The sequence below is a fragment of the Geomonas sp. genome (genome assembly GCF_056994735.1).
In genome coordinates this window covers 1-20,175 of the sequence record NZ_JBXKJL010000134.1, presented here as the reverse complement: position 1 = coordinate 20,175, position 20,175 = coordinate 1, and the positions used below count along the sequence as shown (strand labels likewise).

Annotated in this window: 12 protein-coding genes and 3 pseudogenes; 2 read left to right on the top strand and 13 right to left on the bottom strand. The window is 62.3% G+C overall.

The window, feature by feature from the left end; all coding sequences use genetic code 11:
- Window positions 1-200: pseudogene (locus AC11W3_RS06650) on the top strand (malonyl-[acyl-carrier protein] O-methyltransferase BioC); the annotation flags it as partial.
- 362 nt (window positions 201-562) lie between these two features.
- On the opposite strand, the gene AC11W3_RS06645 reads toward AC11W3_RS06650, so the two are convergent.
- The 10 genes from AC11W3_RS06645 to rnr all read right to left on the bottom strand — a co-directional run bounded on the left by AC11W3_RS06645 (window position 563) and on the right by rnr (window position 14,309).
- Entirely contained in the window at window positions 563-2,170 is a 1,608-nt protein-coding gene (locus AC11W3_RS06645) for a two-component system sensor histidine kinase NtrB (protein ID WP_484091588.1), read from the bottom strand.
- 4 nt (window positions 2,171-2,174) lie between these two features.
- Complete coding sequence (locus AC11W3_RS06640; RefSeq protein ID WP_484091587.1) at window positions 2,175-3,395, bottom strand: type II secretion system F family protein; 1,221 nt, start codon at window positions 3,393-3,395, stop codon at window positions 2,175-2,177.
- A 39-nt stretch (window positions 3,396-3,434) separates the two neighbouring features.
- The gene (locus AC11W3_RS06635; protein WP_484091586.1) at window positions 3,435-4,529 is read right to left on the bottom strand and encodes a type IV pilus twitching motility protein PilT; all 1,095 of its coding nucleotides are present in this window, start codon (window positions 4,527-4,529) and stop codon (window positions 3,435-3,437) included.
- Window positions 4,530-4,542: 13 nt separating this feature from the next.
- On the bottom strand, window positions 4,543-6,249 hold the full coding sequence (pilB, locus tag AC11W3_RS06630; protein ID WP_484091585.1) for a type IV-A pilus assembly ATPase PilB: 1,707 nt from the start codon (window positions 6,247-6,249) through the stop codon (window positions 4,543-4,545).
- A gap of 56 nt (window positions 6,250-6,305) precedes the next feature.
- Window positions 6,306-7,172: a shikimate dehydrogenase gene (aroE, locus tag AC11W3_RS06625; protein WP_484091584.1), complete on the bottom strand. Its 867-nt coding sequence runs from the start codon at window positions 7,170-7,172 to the stop codon at window positions 6,306-6,308.
- Window positions 7,172-9,025: a glycosyltransferase family 117 protein gene (locus AC11W3_RS06620; RefSeq protein ID WP_484091583.1), complete on the bottom strand. Its 1,854-nt coding sequence runs from the start codon at window positions 9,023-9,025 to the stop codon at window positions 7,172-7,174. The genes aroE and AC11W3_RS06620 overlap by 1 nt, the downstream gene beginning before the upstream one ends.
- Window positions 9,022-10,116 carry a lysylphosphatidylglycerol synthase transmembrane domain-containing protein gene (locus AC11W3_RS06615; RefSeq protein ID WP_484091582.1) on the bottom strand — a complete coding sequence of 365 codons (1,095 nt, stop codon included), beginning with the start codon at window positions 10,114-10,116 and terminating at the stop codon, window positions 9,022-9,024. The genes AC11W3_RS06620 and AC11W3_RS06615 overlap by 4 nt, the downstream gene beginning before the upstream one ends.
- Window positions 10,065-11,042 (bottom strand): bifunctional riboflavin kinase/FAD synthetase, encoded by a 978-nt coding sequence (locus AC11W3_RS06610; RefSeq protein WP_484091581.1) that lies wholly within the window; start codon window positions 11,040-11,042, stop codon window positions 10,065-10,067. Before AC11W3_RS06610 ends, AC11W3_RS06615 begins: the two co-directional genes overlap by 52 nt.
- 110 nt (window positions 11,043-11,152) lie before the next feature.
- Window positions 11,153-12,004 (bottom strand): twin-arginine translocase subunit TatC, encoded by an 852-nt coding sequence (gene tatC / locus AC11W3_RS06605; RefSeq protein WP_484091580.1) that lies wholly within the window; start codon window positions 12,002-12,004, stop codon window positions 11,153-11,155.
- Window positions 12,005-12,086: 82 nt separating this feature from the next.
- Entirely contained in the window at window positions 12,087-14,309 is a 2,223-nt protein-coding gene (gene rnr, locus AC11W3_RS06600) for a ribonuclease R (RefSeq protein ID WP_484091579.1), read from the bottom strand.
- A 404-nt stretch (window positions 14,310-14,713) separates the two neighbouring features.
- Between rnr and AC11W3_RS06595 the strand changes: the two genes are divergently transcribed.
- A complete protein-coding gene (locus AC11W3_RS06595; protein WP_484091578.1) occupies window positions 14,714-16,780 on the top strand; it encodes a lytic transglycosylase domain-containing protein in 2,067 nt (688 codons plus the stop codon).
- 200 nt (window positions 16,781-16,980) lie between these two features.
- On the opposite strand, the gene AC11W3_RS06590 is transcribed toward AC11W3_RS06595, so the two are convergent.
- The 3 genes and pseudogenes from AC11W3_RS06590 to AC11W3_RS06580 all read right to left on the bottom strand — a co-directional run.
- Window positions 16,981-17,976 (bottom strand): sugar nucleotidyltransferase, encoded by a 996-nt coding sequence (locus AC11W3_RS06590; RefSeq protein WP_484091577.1) that lies wholly within the window; start codon window positions 17,974-17,976, stop codon window positions 16,981-16,983.
- Window positions 17,977-18,639: 663 nt separating this feature from the next.
- A pseudogene (gene rnhA, locus AC11W3_RS06585) lies at window positions 18,640-19,050 on the bottom strand (ribonuclease HI); the annotation flags it as partial.
- A gap of 90 nt (window positions 19,051-19,140) precedes the next feature.
- Window positions 19,141-19,935, bottom strand: a pseudogene (locus AC11W3_RS06580) (5'-3' exonuclease); the annotation flags it as partial.
- Window positions 19,936-20,175: the final 240 nt, after the last annotated feature.

Here is a 20,175-nt window from a genome sequence, read left to right as displayed (position 1 = left end):
AATTTCATCCGGACGTTCCTGAGCTTCTCCGTTCCCTGAAACGGATCGGCGCCGGAACCGCCACCCCTGTTGCCGCCAAGGGACTTTCCGAGAGAAGGGTGATGCTGGATATGATGGAGATCTACCGTAAGAGCTACGCAAGGGACGAGGGGATACCGTCGACCTACGAGGTGGTTTACGGATGCGGAAGGAAGGGGTAACTCTCCCCCTCCATCCGGGACAGGGCAGGGCGCGTGCCGAAGGGTGCTCAGCCGGCAGGCGACCTCCCTTCGTGGCACCGGCCCTCACCCCTTCCCCTCTCCCGCAGGGCGAGGGGGACCTCGCACCGTGCCCTTCCGGAAAGAGGGACACCGGGGAAGGTGCTTGTGCGGAAGCAGGTGGCCGTTGCGTCCCCCCCTTGTCAAAGGGGGGACAGGGGGGATTTGCCGTGGGAGCGGCATCCCTGCCGCCGAATTGCGCCCGGAAGGGCGCTCCTACGAAAGGGAGAGCCGGCACCGCATGGCTTGCGTCCCCCTTGACATTCAACACAGTTGCTCTCCCGCAGGGCTAGGGATGTCTCGACTCATGACGGCAGGTACAGGGTCACGGCCGTCCCCTCCCCGGGGCGGCTGGTGAAGGTGATGCGACCGCCGTGGGTCTCGACGATGCGGTAGACCGTGGCTAGCCCGAGTCCCGTCCCGCCCTTCTTGGTGGTGAAGAAAGGCTCGAAGACCCGCTTCACCTGTTCCTCGCTCATCCCCGCGCCGTTGTCGCTCACCCGGATCCTCACCTGGCCGCGCTCGCCCCTCAGCAACTCGGCATCGACGGTGATGGTCCCCACCGAGCCGATGGCTTCGGCGCCGTTCACGATCAGGTTCCAGAAGACCTGGGTGCACTGGTCCTTGTCGAAGACCACCTCCAGCGACTCCGGCACCCGGTTCTCCACCCTCACCCCATGCAGGCGCGGGTCGGTGGAGAGGAGGGCGCAGAGATCGGTGATCACCCGGCGCAGCCTGAGAGGCACCTTGGCCGGCTGGGTCGGCTTGGCGTAGAAGAGGAAGTCACGCAGCAGGGCGTCCAGACGGTCGGTCTCCCGAAGGATGATGGAAAAAAGCCGCTTGTCCTTACCGTCGGCCCACTCCCTGAGCGCCACCAGCTGCACGGAGCCGCTGATGGCCGCCAGCGGGTTGCGGATCTCGTGGGCCATCCTGGCCGACAACTCACCGACCGCAGCCAGACGGTCCGTCCGCTTGAGTTCGCCCTCCATCCGTTTGATCTGGGTCAGGTCCTTGAGATCCAGCAGCCCCCCGACGGTCTGGCCGTCCTTGTCGGTCAGGGGCACCGATTTGTAGGAGAGGAGGAGTTCCTCGCCGCTTTTCCCCGTGTAGCTGAACTCCCCCTGCCGTACCGAGCAGATCTCGGACTCGACCGGGGCCAGGGCGGGGATGATCTCGCCCACCCGGCGGTCGTAAGCGTCGCGCAGCGAGATGCCGGTGAGGTCCTGGGCGTAGCGGTTGAAGACCCTGACCCTCCCGTCCGAGTTGACGGTGACCAGCCCGCTGTCTATGGTCGAGACGATGGAGCTGTTGAGCCTCTCCAGCTCCTCATAATCGATCGCCTTCTCCTGGAGCGCACTCTCCGAGAGACGGGCCCTTTCCGCCAGGCTTCCCGCCAGGTAGGCGGTCAGGTAGAAGGAGAGGCTGTAGAGGAATATGTGGTAGAAGATGTAGCCCGCGCCGTACTGGGGGGCCGGAGCGATCCCCAGCGGCGCGAGCCTCCCGTAGAACTGGAAGTCGAGGATCGAGCCGTAGAGGATCAGGCACAGCGAGGCGGTGTAGTAGGCCTCGGAGCGGGCCAGGAGCACGCTGGCGGAGATGATGGAGATGAAGTAGAGAAAGGCGTAGGGGGAGGTGACTCCCCCCGTGATCAGGATGACCGTGGTGACCAGGATCACGTCCCACACGATCTGCGCGTAGGCAACGGCACGTATCTGCCTGGTGGTGAACTTCAGGGCCAGCAGGGAGACCAGCGAGAAGGCGTAGGTGGCGGCCACCAGGCGGGTCAACACCGTCAGCGCCCCGTCGGCGGCCGCCTGCGTTTGGAGATCGAAAGCGAAGAGTGAAGTGAGTAAGCCTGTGGCGATCAGCAGCCGCAGCAGTATGAACCAGACGATCCTTTTGCTATCGAGCATCCATCTAACCGACGGTGCTGGCCAGCTTGAAGATCGGCAGGTACATGGCCACGACCAGCCCCCCGACCGTGGTTCCCAGGAAGACCATGAGCAACGGTTCCATCATGGAGGTCAGGGCACCTACGGCGTCATCGACTTCGTCGTCGTAGAAGTCCGCGATCTTGTTCAGCATGGTGTCCATGGCGCCGGTGGCCTCGCCGACGGAGATCATCTGCACCACCATCGGGGGGAAGACGCCGCTTTCGGCCAGAGGCTCGGCGATGGTCTTTCCTTCCGAAATCGACTGGCGCACCTTGTAGATCGATTCCTCCACGACCTTGTTGCCCGCGGTCTTGGCCACGATCTCCAGGCCGTCCATGATGGGCACGCCGGAGCTGATCATGGTCCCGAGAGTCCTGGTGAACTTGGCCACCGAGATCTTCCTGACCAGCGGACCGACCACCGGGGTCTTGAGGGCTAGGCTGTCGATCATCTTGCGCCCCTTGGGGGTGGCGTAGTACTTGCTGATCGCCATCTTGATCCCGATGAAGGCGCCGATGATGACCAGGATGTACTTGGTCAGGAAGTTACTGAGGGCGATGACGACCCGTGTCGGCGCCGGCAGCTCGCCGCCGAAGTCGGCGAACATCTTGGCGAAGGTCGGGATGACGAAGACCAGGATGACGCCGACGACCACCACGGCGATCGACATGATGGTCAACGGGTAGACCATGGCGCCCTTCACCTGCTTCTTGAGCTTCATGGCCTTCTCGATGTAGGCCGCCAGCCTGTTCAGGATGGTGTCGAGGATACCGCCGACCTCGCCCGCGGCCACCAGGTTGACGTAGAGCTGGTCGAAGGCCTTGGGATGCTTGCCGAGCGCGTCGGCGAAGGTGGAGCCGCTCTCCACGTTCTCCTTGACCTTGACCAGGATCTCCTTGAAGGACTTGTTTTCCTGCTGCGAGGAGAGGATGTCGAGGCACTGCACCAGCGGAAGGCCCGAGTCGATCATGGTGGCGAACTGCCGGGTGAAGACCACCAGGTCCTTGGTATCGATCTTCTTGGCCCGGCCGGCGCCGGGGAGCTTGATCTCCATGCTGAGACCCTTCCCCTGCTCCTTGATCGTGATCCCGGTGAAACCGTATTTCTTGAGCTGCGTCTCCACCTGGGCGACGTTGGCGGCCTCCATGACACCTTTCTGGGTGCTCCCCGCCTTGCTCCTTGCTTCCCAATTGAACTTGGGCATCTTCGACTCCTTTCCCTTTTCCCTGCGGAAGTGGCTTTGCTATCTCATCGGTCGCCTGGGCAGCGTTGCTCCGCCCGGCGACAGCATCTGCTTGAGCTCGTCCGGTTCCGGGGAACGACCGAGCGCGTCGTCCACGCTGATGATGTTCTTCATGAGGAGCTGGATCAGGCACTGGTTCATGGTCTGCATCCCGAATTTTTCCTGGCCCACCTGCATCTGCGAGTAGATCTGGTGCACCTTGTCCTCGCGGATCAGGTTCCTGATGGCGGGGTTGGGGACCATGACCTCCAGGGCCAGCGCCCTCCCCGACCCGTTGACCTTGGGGATCAGCGTCTGGGACATGACCCCCTCGAGGACGAAGGAGAGCTGGGTCCTCACCTGGGTCTGCTGGTAGGGAGGGAAGACGTCGATGATCCTGTTGATGGTCTGGGCGCAGGAGTTGGTGTGCAGGGTGGCGAAGCAGAGGTGCCCGGTCTCGGCCAGGGTCAGCGCCGCCTCGATGGTCTCCAAGTCGCGGAGCTCGCCGATCAGCACCACGTCCGGGTCCTGGCGCAACACGTACTTGAGGGCGTGCTTGAAGCTCTTGGTGTCGGCCCCGACCTCGCGCTGGTTGACGATGCAACCCTTGTGCGGGTGAAGGTACTCGATCGGGTCCTCCACCGTGACGATGTGGTCACGGCGCTCCATGTTGATGCGGTCGATCATGGAGGCGAGCGTGGTCGACTTGCCGCTGCCGGTAGGCCCGGTGACCAGGACCAGGCCGCGCGGCTTGTCGCAGAGCGTCCTCACCACCGGGGGGAGCCCCAGCTCCTCGAAGGTGAGGATCTTGTAGGGGATGACCCTGAAGACGCCGGCCACAGCCCCCCTCTGGATGAAGATGTTACCCCTGAAGCGGGAAAGCCCCTTGACCCCGAAGGAGAGGTCCAGCTCGCTCTCCTCCTCGAAGCGGTGCTTCTGGGCGTCGGTCAGGATGCTGTAGCAGAGCTGCTTGGTTTCCACCGGGGTGAGCGGCGGGATGTCCATGGGGGTCAGCCGGCCGTCGATTCGGATCTGGGGGGAGGTGTTGGTGGTGATGTGCAGGTCGGAGCCGCCACGCTCCACGAGGTCCTTCAGCAGTTGGTGAAAGTTGATCATAACCCCTCTTCTCTTACTCGTCGGCAACGGTTACGCGCAGCACCTCTTCGAAGGAAGTGACGCCTTCCATCAGCTTGGTGAGCCCGGACTGGCGCATGGTCTTGATCCCCAGGCGCATCGATTCCCTCTTGATCTCGGCTGTGTTGGCCCCGTTCAGGATCAGCTCCCGGATCGGCTCCAGCATGGGCATGACCTGGTAGAAGCCGACCCTTCCCTTGTAGCCTGTGCCGTTGCACTTCGGGCAGCCGGCCCCCCTGTAGCATACCACCCCCGGCGCCTGGTGGGCGGGGAGACCCGCCTGAATCAGCGCCGGCACCGGGATCTCCTCGACCACCTTGCACTCCGAGCATACCCTTCGGGCCAGCCTCTGGGCGGTGATCAGGTTGACGGCCGAGGCCACCAGGAAGGGCTCGATACCCATGTTGAGGAGCCGGTTGATGGTGGAGGGCGCGTCGTTGGTGTGCAGGGTAGAGAGGACCAGGTGGCCGGTGAGGGCCGCCTTGACCCCGATCTCGGCTGTCTCGAAGTCGCGGATCTCGCCGATCATGATGATGTCCGGGTCCTGCCTGAGGAAGGACCTGAGCGCCGCGGCGAAGTTGAGGCCGATATCCTCGTGCATCTGCACCTGGTTGATGCCGGCGAAGTTGAACTCGACCGGGTCCTCGGCGGTGGAGATGTTCTCGGTCACCTTGTTCAGCTCGGACAGGGCCGAGTAGAGCGAAACGGTCTTGCCCGAACCGGTCGGCCCGGTGACCAGGACCATGCCGAAGGGCTTGTGGATTTCCCGCTGGAAGGCCTCCAGGGCCTCGGGCTCGTACCCCAGCTTGGTCATGTCGAGCTGCAGGTTCGACTTGTCCAAAAGACGCATGACGATCTTCTCGCCGAAGAGGGTGGGGAGGACCGAGACGCGGAAGTCCATGTCCTTGCCGCCGCCGAGCTTGATCTTGATGCGGCCGTCCTGGGGGAGGCGCCGCTCGGCGATGTCGAGCTCGGCCATGATCTTGATGCGGGAGGTGATGGCGTTCTTGAGCTTCATCGGCGGCTTCATCACTTCGTAAAGGATGCCGTCGATGCGGTAGCGGACCCTGAAGCTCCGCTCGTAGGGCTCGACGTGGATGTCGGAGGCCTTCTTCTTGATGGCGTCGGTGAGGATCAGGTTGACCAGCTTGACGACCGGGGCGTCCTCGGTGGCCCGCTCCAGGGAGCCCACGTCGACCTCTTCCTCGTCGCCCAGGACCTCCAGGTCCTCGAGCTCCAGGTCGTTCATCACGTCGGCAAGCGATGCGCTCTGGTCGTAGAACTTGTCTATGGCGCCCTTGATGGCGCTCTCGGCCACCACCACCACTTCCACGTTGTAGCCGGTCATGAACTTGATGTCGTCGATGGCGAAGATGTTCGACGGATCGCTCATGGCGATGATCAGCGTGGAGCCGGCCCGGTTCACCGGTACGATCTGGTACTTGTGGGCGATCTCGGCGGGGATGATCTTGACCACCGCGGGGTCCACGTCGTAGTCGGAGAGGTTGATGGTCGGGACGCCATACTGCTTGGAGAGAAACGAGGTGAGTTCGGCCTCGCTGATCAGGGAGTCCCTCACCAGGATCGAGCCCAGACGCATGTTGCCACCGGAAGTCTTCTGCTCGGCCAGCGCCTGCTTTAGCTGCTCCTTGGTGATCAGGTTGTGCCCGACCAGCAATTCACCCAGTCTGCTTACATGCATATAAACCTCAATGGTTCCGAATAACTTCTGAATGGTATTTTGTAATCACGGCATTGTCAAGGGATACGTAGGTGGGAGCCCAGTGCCCGCTCCATGCACCCTTGCGGCGGCTTCACCCCGGTCCAGATGGTGAAGGCCGCCTCCCCCTGGGCGACCAGCATGGCCAGGCCGTTGGCGCAGGGGATCCCGCAGGAGGCGGCCTGCTCCAGAAGCGGCGTCACCGGGGGCGCGTAGACCATGTCGTAGACCGCGAGTCCCTCCTTGAGTCCGGAGAGTTTCAGCCCCGGGATCGAGTCGCCGGCCATGCCGACAGAGGTGGTGTTGACGATCAGGTCGAAGCTGCCGAGATAGCCCCGGTCGGCAAGCTTCTCGATCTCCACCGCCCCGAACTCCGTCCCCGGCAGGCGCTTGGCCAGGAGATCCGCCAGCTCCCGCCCCTTCTCCCGGGAGCGGTTGGCGATCTCCACCCTGGCCGCTCCCGCTCCGGAAAGGGCCGCCACCGCGCTCCGGGCCGCCCCCCCTGCCCCGACCACCAGGACCGAGCGACCGGCTGGGCGGAAGGCGAGCTTTCCCTCCAGCGCCGCCAGAAGGCCGATCCCGTCGGTGTTGTGGCCGGTGAGCCTCCCATCCATCATGGAGACCGTGTTGACCGCGCCGATCACCTCCGCCTCCGCCGAGAGCTCGTCCAAAAGCGGCATGATGGCCACCTTGTGGGGGATGGTGACGTTGAATCCCCTCACCCCCAGCGCGGCCAGCCCTTTCACCGCTTCGGGAAGGGCCTGCGGGGAGACCGGAAAGGGGACGAAGACCCAGTCCAATCCGAGCTCGCCGAAGGCGGCGTTATGCATGAGCGGCGAGAGCGAGTGCGCTATCGGCCAGCCTATGATCCCGGCGAGGGTGGTCTTTCCCGTGATCGCGCCCATCAGCGCACACCGTAGTTGCCAAGCATCTGGCCCACCTGCGGCCCCAGTTCCGGCGAGATGCGGCGGGCCTGCTCCAGCTCGTTGATCCCGGGGTTGATGTAGCCCATCTTCAAAAGGCTCTCCCCCGACTCCAGCCGGGAGGCGGCATAGATCTGGATGGCCTTGCCGGTGTCGAGGTCCCTGAAGAACATCCCGCTGTCCTCGGAGATGTTGCGCAGGGTGTAGAGGGGCCAGATGTCGGCATCGGGCGCCGAGAGCGGGGTCCCGGCCCGGTCCAGCCGGTAGCAGATGCCGCGCTGGTGCAGCACGAAGTCGCTGAAGGGGACCGAGTAGCGGGTGGAGAAGTCGACGTACACCGGGCGGCGCGGATACAGCTCGAGCACGGCGATGGTCAGGGCGTTCTCCGGGCTCAACTGCTCCAGGGGCAGCTTGCGCAGCTGGCTGTACTTGAACTGCGGGAAGCCGTCCAGGTACCACTCGAAGACCAGGTGCGGCGTATGGGGAAGGATCAGGTCCTCGCGCATGCGCTCCACACCCTGCAGGTACCAGAGCGGGAAGGCGCCCGAGTCGCCCCAGGTGAACATCACCGCCCCCTCCGGCAGCGAGCGCAGGGTGTTGGCCGCATAGTCGTAGGCGATGTAGTTCTCGTGCTGGTCGTTGGTCCGGTAGTGGAGGAAGCAGACCGCGAGCGGGAAGGTGAAGATGAGGGCGTAGAGAGCGACCCGCACCGGCCTGGACGCGGGGAGCTTCCTGGCAACCCCTCTCACGATCGCGAAGAGCCCCAGCCCCATGAAGACCGCGGAGAGGAGGTAGAGCGGGGTGAAGAATTCCTCGGTGAGGAAGATCAATTCCAGCGGGGTGTTGAAGTATCCGGCGATGACCCCCAGGAAGGAGCAGAGGCCGATCAGGTAGGAGACGACCAGGTACCCCTTCCTCCTGGCGCAGACGGCGAGGCCCAGCACCAGCAGCAGCAGCCCGACTCCGGTGAACTCGGAGGGGATGTTGAAGGCGTTGATCTGGGCCCAGAGGAGGCTCAGGTCGCGCACCGGCTTCTCCACCGGGTACCCCTTCCTGAGGAGGTTCCAAAGGAACTGGGTCAGGGTCCTCGAGTCGCCCCAGTTGAGGAGCGGCTTCTGCAGGGAGCGGACGATCAGGTGCAGGTGGATGCCGAAGCCCAGGATCCCGAAGGCGAAGGCGATCAGGATATCCTTGACCCGGAAGATCACCCGGCGGTCGGCCGAGATGAGCACGACGGCGTAGACCGGGATCATCAGCACCATGATCTGGTGGGCACCGGTGCCCAGGCCGCAGAGGAAGGCGCCGAGGTAGACGTAGGAGGGGCGCTCGGCCCCGGCCAGGTAGCTCTCGCGCCAGAGGAGCATCAGGTAGAAGACCACCGCGCAGATGAAGGCCAGAAGGGGATAGGGCTTGTCGTGGTTCGATTGCAGCCAGAGCCTCGCCGTGCAGGCGAAGGTGACGGCGGCGCAGAGAGGAACCAGGCGCCGGGCGAACTGTGCCACCCTCTCCCCCCCCGGGAATTCCTCGTCCTTCAGCAGGTGCGAAGTGACCAGGTAGACCCCGTAGCAGGCCAGGGCCGCGGAAACGGCGGTGGCGATGTTGATCCGGAAGGCGATGCTGCCGAAGGGGAGGAAGGTGAAGGGCTTGGCGTAGTTCACGAAGAGCGGGTAGCCCGGGGAATGGGCGACCCCCAGCGATGAGACCGCGGTCAGGAACTCGCCGCTGTCGAAAAAGGTGACCGAGGGTGCCAGGGTCAGCAGGTAGATCGACAGCGGCAGGACGAAGGAAAGAATGGCAAAGGGATCAAGCCCTCTGAAGGTTCCGGTACGGTTCACGCAGGCGCTCCTGATTCGGTTTTTTCCGTCAACTTCTTCAAACTCAGCTTGTCCCGCCAAAGGCAGAAGCCCCCCGCGACGATCACGGGGAAAAATCCCATCCCGTGGAGCACCAGGGCGATACTGAGGGCCTTCTCGCTTCCGATCCCGAAAGCGGAGAGTGCGGTGACACAGGCGATGTGGTAGGTCCCGAGGTAGCCCGGCGCGGCCGGGACCATCACGGCAAAGACCAGGAAGACCATGATGAACATCGACGCGGCGGGCGGAAGGTCGAGCCCGAAGGAACGCAGCAGCAGATCGACCGCCCAGATCGCGGTACCCCAGATCAGGAGGGAGGTGACCGCGGTGGCCGCGCCCCCGACCACTCCACGGGGGAAGCGGATCCCGGAGATGAAGGAGTTCATCAGGGCCGTCACCCTGCCCGCCAGCCGCGCCGAAAGAGGCGACAGCGCCCGCTCCACCACGTTCAGGGTCCACCCGGTGCGCGTCCTGAGCAGGGCCAGGAAGGCCAGCACCGCCAGGTAGAGGGCGAAGGTGAGGTAGCCCCCGGTAACCATCCCCCTTTGGACATGCTCCATCCCGGCCGGGAGCTTGATGGTGAAGAGGGTGGCCAGCAGCACCAGCAACACCGTGAAGCCGTCGCAGAGCCGGTCCACCACCAGCGAGGCGAAGACGGCGCTGGTCCCGATAGACTCCTTCTGCCCGAGCGAGTAGGCCCGCACGAACTCCCCCAGCCTCGCCGGAAGGACGTTGTTGGCCATGTACCCGATCAGGGTGGAGGGAAAGAGGTTGGAGAGCCTGGTCCGCTTGATCGGCAGGAGGAGGAACTTCCAGCGGACGGCCCTGAAATAATAACTGGCAAAGGTGAGGACCAGTGCGGGGAGGAGATAGCGGCAGTCCATCTCCCGAAAGGCGGCGGCCAACTTGTCGAGGTCTATCTTCCTGAAGAGGAGAAAGAGGAAGAAGGCGCTGATGGCGATCCCGATGACGAGCTTGATATCAGGTTTTTGTTTCGGCAGAATCAGGCTCCTCGCTTCGGTTACTTGCTGTTTTTCGTGAGGGGGCAGGTCTCGCCGCTCCCCGGCTGCCAATCCCCGCCTTCCAATATCTCCCGGCAGCGCGCCACGTCGGCGGCTATGGCCTCCTTGAGAGCCTCGGGATTGGGGAAGCGCATCTCGCCGCGCAGCCTCTCGATGAAGTAGAGCGTGACCTCGCAGCCGTAGAGATCGCCATCGAAGTCGAAGAGGAAGACCTCCAGCGACAGCCTGTCATCGTTGAAAGTAGGGTTCGTCCCTATGTTGCAGGCCCCGTTGTAGAGTGCCTCGCCCACCCGCACCTTCACCGCGTAGACTCCGGCGGCGGGAAGGAGCTCCTTTTGGATGCAGATGTTGGCCGTGGGGAAGCCCAACCCCCGGCCGCGCTCGTGGCCATGGATGACCGTGCCGGTGACCGAGTAGTGGCGGCCAAGCACCGAGAGCGCCCCCTTGAGGTCCCCGACGCTGACCATGTTCCTTACCGCGGTGCTGCTGTAGACGGTGGCGCCGTTGGAGATCGGTTCGAGTTCCTCGACGCTATAGGAGAAGCGTTCCCCCATCTCCCGCAAGAGGTTGACGTTCCCCTCCCTGCCGCGGCCGAAGGCGTAGTCGTAGCCGATCACCAGGCTCTCCACCCCGATGGCCCCCACCAGCACCTCTTCCACGAACTCCCTGGCGGAAATGGAGGCGAAGTTCCAGTCGAAGGGGATCTCCAGCAGGTAATCGATCCCCGCCGCCGCGATCAGCGCCTCCTTCTCGGTGGTGGTGGTGATGAGCTTGACCTTGGTCCCCGGAGAGACCACCTGCAGCGGGTGCGGGACGAAGGTGACAACCACGGAAACCCCGCGCCGCGCCTTGGCCAGTTCCGTGACCCGGCGGAAGATTTCCCGGTGCCCCAGGTGGACGCCGTCGAAGTTGCCGATGGTGACCACGGGGTGCGGCAGTTTTTCCTTTATCTCGGTGATGCTTCTGAAGATAACCATTTACTGCAAACCCTTTAAATCGTAACCACAGAGGTTCACAGAGAACCACGGAGGAAACCAAAAAACAAAAAAGTCCAGATCCAGCCTCCCCATCCCCTTGCGGGAGGGTGTCAGGGGGTGGGGGAAGGTGCCGCGGCGACCGCGGGCGCCCTCTTCTTCCCGAAGACCAGCGCGACCCAGATGCTGATCTCGTACATCAGGTAGAGCGGGACCATGATCACGAACATGGTGACCAGGTCGGCATGGAAGGCGGCGATGATGGAACTGGCCAAAAGGGCGTATTTCCTGCGGGTGGCCAGCATGGAGTAGTTGATGATGCCGAAGCGCGCCAGAAGCAGCGACAGCACGGGGAGCTCGAAGATCAGGCCGAAGATCAGGATCAGCCTGAGGCAGAAGTTGATGTAGGCCGAGATGTTGAACCAGCTCTGGAGCCCCGCCGCCTCGTAGGAGAGCGAGAAGTTGATGATCACCGGCCAGATCACGACCAGGAAGAAGAGAGCCCCGACGCAGAAGCTAAGCGAAGCCGCCGACACGAAGGGGACCACCAGTCGTCTCTCCTTGCGGGTCAGCCCCGGGGCCACGAAGAGCCAGAACTGGTGGAAGACCACGGGGAGGACGATGATCAGACCGGCCAGCATGGAGATCTTGCACTGGACGAAGAAGGGCTCAAGAGGCGCGCTGTAGTTCAGCATGCGCGGCTTCTCGGGAACCGCCTGTTCCTCCCCGATCTGGTAGCGCTTGTAGGCGCCAGGGTAGCGCTTCTTCAGCTCGCCGTAGAGCTGCTTCTTTATTTCCGTGAGGTAGGTCTTCCCCGTGAGCGGCTTTTCCACGAAGTTGAGGAGGTCGTTGGAGAAGTTCCACGCGACCCCCATGCCGATGACGATGGCGATCACGCAGACAATCAGCCTCTTCCTCAGCTCAACCAGATGCTCCAGGAAGGGAAGTACCTTTTCGTCAGCCATTTTTCCTCGTTTGATCTAATGATATAAGGCGTGAACTCAATCAAATTTTATATCACAGCGGCCAAAGACAGCGCAACTGCTTTCAACGCCGCCTCGGCTTGGGGCGCTTCCCCTTAATGGGGGTGTGCTGGTAGGGCTCCTCATGGGAAGGCTCGGGGATGGGACGCTTCTCCAGGGTGCCGACCAGGGCGAATTCCACCTGTCTGCGGAGCTCGTTGACGGCCGCCACCTTGACCCTGACCCGGTCGGCCATGCGGTACATGGCCTTGCTTCTTTCGCCGACCAGGGCGTGGGCCTTCTCCATGAGTACGTAGTAGTCGGACGGCAGGGTCGTTACCGGGATCAGCCCCTCCACGAAGAGGTCGACCAGTTCCACGAAGAGGCCGAACTGGGCGACGCCGGTGATGAAGCCGTCGTACTCCTCGCCGATCTTGTCCCTCATGAACTGCATCTTCTTCAGGTCGACCATCTCCCGCTCCGCCTCCATGGCGGTCCTCTCCCGGCGGCTGGTGTGGATCGCCGTTTCGGGGAGGGTCGATTCGAGGCGGTCCTTGTCGCTCCCCTTCATGCGCCCGGAGAGGACCCGCTTGAGGATGCGGTGCACCACCAGGTCGGGGTAGCGGCGGATGGGAGAGGTGAAGTGGGTATAGGACGGGGCGGCGAGGCCGAAGTGTCCGAGGTTTTCGGCGCTGTAGCGCGCCTGCTTCATGCATCTGAGGAGCACCTCGTTGATGAGCCGCTCCTCCGGCTTACCCTCCACCTCGGCCAGGAGCTTCTGCAGGGCCAGCGGGCTGACCTTGTCCTCCTCGACCTTCAACTGGTAGCCGAAGCTGAAGACGAATTCTGCCAGGTCCTTGAGCTTCAGGGGGTCGGGGTTCTCGTGGACGCGGTAGAGCGAGGGGACCGGCGTCTTCTCGAGGAAGGTCGCCACCGCCTCGTTGGCGGCCAGCATGAATTCCTCTATCACCCTGTGGGCGAGGTTGCGCTCGGCGCGGACGATGGCGGTGGTCTCCCCCTGCAGGTCGAGGATGATCTGCGGTTCAGGGAGGTCGAAGTCGATGCTCCCCCTCACCTGGCGTCTCCGGTTAAGCCTCAGGCAGAGCTCCTCCATGAGGCGCAGGTGGGAGACGAGCCCCGGGTGGGTGGCGATGGCATCGTCATCCTTGTCGACCAGGATCCGCTTGACCGTGGTGTAGGTCAGCCGGGCGGCGCTCCTGATCACGCTCGGGTAGCAGCGAGATTCCAGCATCTCGCCGCTCTTGTCGAAGAGCATCTCCGCGGTCATGGTGAGCCGGTCGACGTCGGGGTTGAGCGAACAGATGCCGTTTGAGAGCTGCTCGGGGAGCATGGGGATGGCGCGGTCCGGGAAATAGACGGAGGTGCCGCGCAGATAGGCCTCGGTATCGAGGGCGGAACCTTCGCGGACGTAGTAGGAGACGTCGGCGATCGAGACCCACAGGCGGATCGAGTCACCTTCCCGGGCGACGGAAACGGCGTCGTCGAAGTCGCGAGCGGTCTCGCCGTCGATGGTGACCGTCACGCGTCCCCGCAGGTCCTCGCGGCCCGAGAGCGCCTCCTCGGGGACCTGCTGCGGCTCCTTGGCGGCCTCGGCCATGACTTCCTTGCTGAAGATATGGGGGAGTTCGTACTTCTTGATGACCGTGAGCACCTCGACCTCGGGGTCGTGGGCATCCCCCAGCACCTCGGTGATCCTCCCCTCCATCCCGCGGGCGCCCTCAGGATACGAGGTGATGGAGGCCATCACCACCTGGCCGTCGCGGGCTCCGCCCGTGGCGCCGGGGGGGAGGAAGAGGTCGCGGGAGACGCGCGGGTCGTCAGGAATCACCCTGCCCCCTTTCCCCATGGCCTCGAAGCGGCCGATGACAGTGGTGAGCCCTCGCTGGATCAGCGCGGTGACCCTCCCTTCCCTCTTCCCGTCGCGCCTGGTCGAAACGACCTGGGCTTCGACGAGGTCGCCGTTCATGTACTCCCTCAGGTAGCGCCCGGGAATGAAGAGATCGCCCCCCCCCTCCTCCGGGACCACGAAGCCGAAGCCGTCGGGGTGGATGGAGAGCTTGCCGCGGATCCCTGCGGCGCCCCCCGCGATGGAATAGAGTCTTCCCGGCAGCCTCACGATCTGCCCGCTCTCCACCAGGAGGTCCAGATGGTCCTCGAAGCGCGGTCTCTCCCACTTGGTCACGCCGAAGGCCTTCAGCATCTCCCTGAAATGCACTGGCTCGCCCTTGCTCAGAAGCCGCAGGACCGGATCGTTGACTTTGCGCGAAGCCTTGGCCGTTTTTTTCATGATAATCAAACCTCTTCAGGAGCAAGTTTAAGGTGATGGTAGAGGCCGAGGTCAGGCCAGCCGCGTGTAATAAAGAGCATTGGTCACAGGTGGATAATGCAGAAGGGCCGGTGAAAAGTCAATGATATTGCCGGGTCGCTCGGACCGGTCTGACTCCTCTGACTCCTCTGACTCCTCTGACTCCTCTGACCTCTCTGACCCCTCTGACCAGTCGGACGCCCCTTTCCCCTTTCCCCTTTCACCTTTCACCTTTCACCTTTCACCTTTCACCTTTCACCCTTCACCCTTCACCCTTCACCCTTCACCCTTCACCATTCACCATTCACGGTCCCATTGCCCCTTGCTATTTCAGTCCCCGTCCGGTAAGAATATGGGTTAGCTTTTGCGTCCCAAAAGGAGTGATCATGTTTTGCCGTTTCATCGCCGCTGCCTTCATAGTCGTCGCTGCCACCCTCCCCGCCTCCGCCCTAACCCTCCGAAACATCGACGATTCCCTCGCTACAGCCGCCGAGCGCATGAAGGTCAAGGACTTCAGGGGCGCCAGGGAGGCTGCCCTCAAGAGCAGTGAAAAGGGGAGCCGCGCCTTCCTGCTGGGGATGTCGGCCGTCAAGCTGGAACTCTGGGAGGAGGCGGCCACGCAACTGGCCACGGCGGCGGAAAGCTACCCCCTTCTGGCCGACTACGCCCTGTACAACCAGGGGCTCGCCCTCTCGAAACTCGGGCGCCACGACCAGGCCCTCGCCCCGCTGTACAGACTGCTGAAGCAGTACCCTGACAGCCGCCTGGTCCGTGCGGCAATGATCCTCTATGCCGACACCATGGCCGCGGCCGGACACCAGAAGGAGGCCCTGGACACCTACATCCTCTTCATAGAGCGCTATCCCTCCGGGGGCGATTCCATCTCCGCCGTTTTCGGCTCGGCGCTCTGCCGGGATAGACTCGGCGACCCGAAGTCTGCCGCTGCCGCCCTGAGGGGCGTCTGGCTGAACTACCCCACCTCCCCCTTTGCCGAAAAGGCGAAGGTCGAACTGCAGAGAATAGCGGCTGCCGGGACCGCGGTGGAACAGTATTCCGCCGCCGAAATCTTCAAGCGTGGCAGCGCCCTGTATGACCTCGGGCGCTACCGCGATGCTGCCGACGCCCTTGCCGGGCTCGCCATCTCCGGCCAGACCGAGGATTTCATCTCCCGCTTCCAGCTCAAGCTGGGACAGGCCCAGTTCAAGGCCAGACGCTATCAGGACGCCCAGGCCACGCTGCGGGGCGTGGTCCAGAAAGGGGGCGGCGGCATGCCCGCCATGGAGGCCGGCTACTGGCTGGCCCGCACCCTGGAAAAAGCGGGGAGGCAGGAGGAGGCCTACGATCTCTACCTGCGGGTGGCGGAATCGGCGAAGCGACCGTCCGTGGCGGAGGACGCCCTGCTGGAAGCGGCACGCTTCATGCGCTCCCAGAAGAAATCGGCGGAAGGGCTGCAATTAATCAAGAAGTATCTGGCGGCGCATCCGGACCTGAAGAATCCGACCGTGCTGTGGGAGGCGGCCTGGAGCAGCTACCAGTCACGCGACTACCAGGGGGCGGCGGCTTACTTCAGGAAGCTTGCGGACCGCGACGAGATGAGGGAAAGGGCGCTCTACTGGCTCGGGAAATCACTGACGGCATCCGGTGACACCAAAGGGGCCGAGGCACCGTTCGCAGCTCTATCCGTCGAATATCCCTTCGGGTACTACACCCTGCTCTGCAACAGGTGGTGCGATATTTCAACTTTCCCCGCCGCGCCGAAGACCCTGAGCGACGCCCTGCCCATGCCGTCGGGTTTCGAGCGCGAGAAGGCCCTGATCTCGCTGGGGCTCTATGACGAGGCAGCCCGTGAACTGAACGCCAAAAAGGGCAAGAATGCCTTGGGCATTGCCAGGCTCTACCTGGAGATGGGAAATTACAACGGCGCCTTCCACGCGGTCGCCAAGGAGAAGCCGAAGCGCTCCGGTACCGAGAGCGCGGTCTGGGGAGCCACTTATCCCCTGGCCTTCCGGGACGATGTGGCCAGGCACGCGAAGGCCAACGCCTTGCCGGAGAGCCTGGTCTACGCCATCATGCGGACCGAGAGTAACTACCTCCCCGCAGCCCTCTCGCCGGTAGGAGCGGTGGGGCTGATGCAGATCATGCCCTCCACCGCCGAAACCATCTCCAAGGGAGACGGCTCGCGCCTCACCAACCCCGAATTGAACATCCGGCTGGGGTCAAGACACCTCAAGGACCTGCTGTCGCTCTACGACAAGAACCTCACCCTCGCCATTGCCGCCTACAACGCCGGCTCGGGAAACGTGAAGAAGTGGCAGAAAGGCTTCGGCGGCCTGCCGCAGGACGAGTTCGTGGAGAGCATCCCTTTCCGGGAGACGAGGGAGTACGTGAAGAAGGTGGTCACCGCGATGGAGCTGTACCAGAGGCTTTACCGGCTGTCATCCAGCAAGGATTGAAGCCGGGAAAGCTGGAACTGGTTTTAATAATAAAAAAGGGGCGCCTGTGACAGGTCGCCCCTTTTCTTATTTCTTCGCTGCGGTATCACCCCATCGTCGTAGGAGCGCCCTTCCGGGCGCGAACCGCGGCATGGTTGCGCCGCTCCAACAGCTCCAGACCAGGGCTTCGGTTTACCTCCGTGCCCCTCCGTGGTGAGGCGTTACCCCTCCATCTCGATCAGCGAGTGATCCCCGATATTCATCTTCCGCGTCGATCCCACCAGGTGGACCGAATCTCCCAGGATGGAATCATGCAGGATCATGTTGTTGACCGTGCTGTCGCTGTTGATGATGGCGTTCTTGAGGATGCTGGATTCAACAACACTCCGTGACGCGACCGAGACGTTGGGGCCGAGGATGCTATCCCTTACCACCGCGCCCTTCTCTATGTGCACCGGCTCGATCAGGACAGAGTTCATCACCTCTCCGTGGTTGTGATGCCGCCCGGCAAGGAGATAGCTGTTGGTCTGCAGCAGCGTCTCCGGGGTTCCGCAGTCGAGCCAGGCGTCGATCTCGGGGGCCTTGAAGGTGCGGCCGTCCCGGATCATGCGCATGAAGACGGCCGGAAGGTAGTATTCCCCCTTCACCATCTCGCAGGCCTTGATGGTCTGGTTCAGATACGCCATGAAGGAGCGGCCGTCCTTGAGGTAATACAGCCCTACCTGCGCGAGCTTCGAGACCAGGGTGTCCGGTTTCTCGACCATGTCCACGATGAGCCCGTCGCGGACCACGTTGACGCCGAAGCGCTGGTAATCCTCGACCTCCTTCGAGTAGATGAGACCGTCGCAGTCGGCGCAGAGCCCGGGGATGCGGGTCAAGTCGGCATCGAAAATGGTGTCGTTGAAGACTATCAGGAGGTCGTCGCCCTCCTGTATATACGGCTCCGCCAGTAAAACCGCGTGGGCCGGCCCCTTGCGCTCCTTCTGCACGGTGTAGCGGCAGGTAAGGCCGGGGAAGGTGCTGTGCATGAATTCTTCGACCTGTCCGCCGTTTTCATCGGTGATGAACAGGATCTCGGAAGGGTTCAATGGCAAAAGCCGGCTGATGATATGTTCCAGCACCGTCTTGCCGGCCACGTGCACCAGCGATTTTGCCTTGGTATGGGTGTGGGGCCTGAGCCTGGTCCCCTTGCCTGCAACCGGGAGAAGAATCTTCACCTTGTCTCTCCTTCAAAAGCGAGCCCCACATGATTGACCGGAATGACAGTTCATGAACCATCCGACGTAGGGCTGCTGCATTATAAACTAATTACAACATATCAATAGAGGAAGAATTTGCCGGATACTAACACAGAAGGAGTCTCGACACCACCGGGTATTTCAGCTCCGCTACATGACGCTGTCAGAGCCTGGCTATGTCTCGTGCAGGGGACGTTGTTAAAATATTAAGATTCTAATGCTATAGAGACAGGCGTGGGTGAGGGCACTTCTCCGGTCGTTTAAACTCCGAGTCTCACGTTTTCGGCTTAATCATTAGCCAAGGAGGATGATTAAGAATCAACTACTCTTCGTATTGACGCACCTGAGCTGACTATAGCGGCATGACATTAGAATTTTAAAATCTTAACAACGTCCCCGACGTCCCGACGTCCCAACGTCCCAACGTCCCAACGTCCCAACGTCCCGACGTCCCGACGTCCCGACGTCCCGACGTCCCAATTAACAGAGCCGCAGCTGACCATCAGCATCGGCATCGAATACTTTATCCTCACTGCAAGTGACCGGCACCAGATGGACCTGAGCGGCCGACAACGGGTTGACCTTTTCTTCTTTTTGAATTTCCTCGGACTGATTTGCCGTTATGACCGACCGTACACCCTCCTCTGCCGCCCGCTTTGCCAGTTTGTCGCATCGCTCATTGAAGGGATGCCCCGCATGCCCCGGCACCCATTCCCAGGTAATCTCATGCTTGCCGGACAGTAACGCAAGCTGCTGCCACAGATCCTGATTCTTGAGAGCGTCGGGAGTCTCCAGGCGACCGGTGCGGATCCACCCCTGAAGCCATTCGCTCATCCCCCGGACCAGATACTGCGAATCGCTGAAGACGTGCACCCTCTTCGAGGTATTCAACGCTTCCAGCCCCCTGATCGCCGCGATGAGTTCCATCCGCTGCGAAGTGGAAGCGGGCTCAAAACCGCTCAGTTCCTTTTCGTGCTCGCCATAGCGCAGAATCACTCCATACCCCCCCGGCCCCGAGTCTCTCCCCGAACCATCACTGTAGATCTCCACCACACCTGGCGGCGGCGGGGTGAAGGTGACCTCCAGAGCCGCAAACCCCAGCTCACGCAGCAGAGGAATCAGATCCTGGAGGTTTGGCGACTGGCTCTGCAGATTGGCAAGGGAAACGTTCAGGGGAACGTCATAGCGGACGGTGGCCAGCCTTTTCGAAAGCCGCGCCTGGTCGGCATGGAGGTGTAAACTTTCCCGGCGCGTCTTCCCGTTAACGAGACTTTTCCACTGTAGGACCCCTTCCAGGGAACCGAATTGCTGTACCAGCTTGGCCGCTGTCTTCTCGCCTATCCCCGGGACTCCCGGGATATTGTCCGCGGTGTCGCCAGCCAGCCCCAAAACATCCGCCACCAGCTCCGGAGGGACACCGAAGCGATCGAGGACCTCTTTCGGTCCCGAATGCTTGTCCTTCATAGTGTCCAGAAGGCCTATCCTTTCGTTGACAATCTGCAGCAAATCCTTGTCGCCGGTGACGACTGTCACCCCTATTCCTTCCGCGGCACAGGTGCGCGCCAAAGTAGCAATGACATCGTCGGCCTCAAAACCGGGAGCTTCCAAGGCAGGGATATTAAGGGCCTGCAAGACCTTCCGGATGTACGGAAGCTGGACCACCAGATCCTCGGGCATCGCGTCCCGATGGGCTTTGTACGCCGGATAGATTTCCCGGCGAAAGGTTTCATCCCGGGGAGGGTCGAAGACGACGGCCAGATAATCAGGACGGTTCTCCTGCAGAAGTCTCAAGAGCATCCGGGTGAAACCGAAAACAGCATTGACCGGTGCCCCGCCGGAGGTGGCAAGCTCCCTGATACCATAATAGGCACGGTAGATGTAATTGGACCCGTCCAATAAATAGAGCTGCGGCGACAATTTCACTTTCTCTCCCCACATAGGTAAATCCCGCCGGAGTCTACTACCTGCAAATCGGGATTACAATCCTCTGAATTCCTCAGCCGATGATTTCTCATTCGCCGAAGATCAGCCTGACGGACCAGCCGTACTGAGGGTCGCGGTGGAGTTGGGCTTTGGCGTCGAACTTCTTCTTTTCCTTCACTGACACGAGACCGCGAAGCGCAACGGGCTTTCCTTTCATAAGCCTTCCGGCAAGAGAGGGGGAGATCTCCTTCCCCC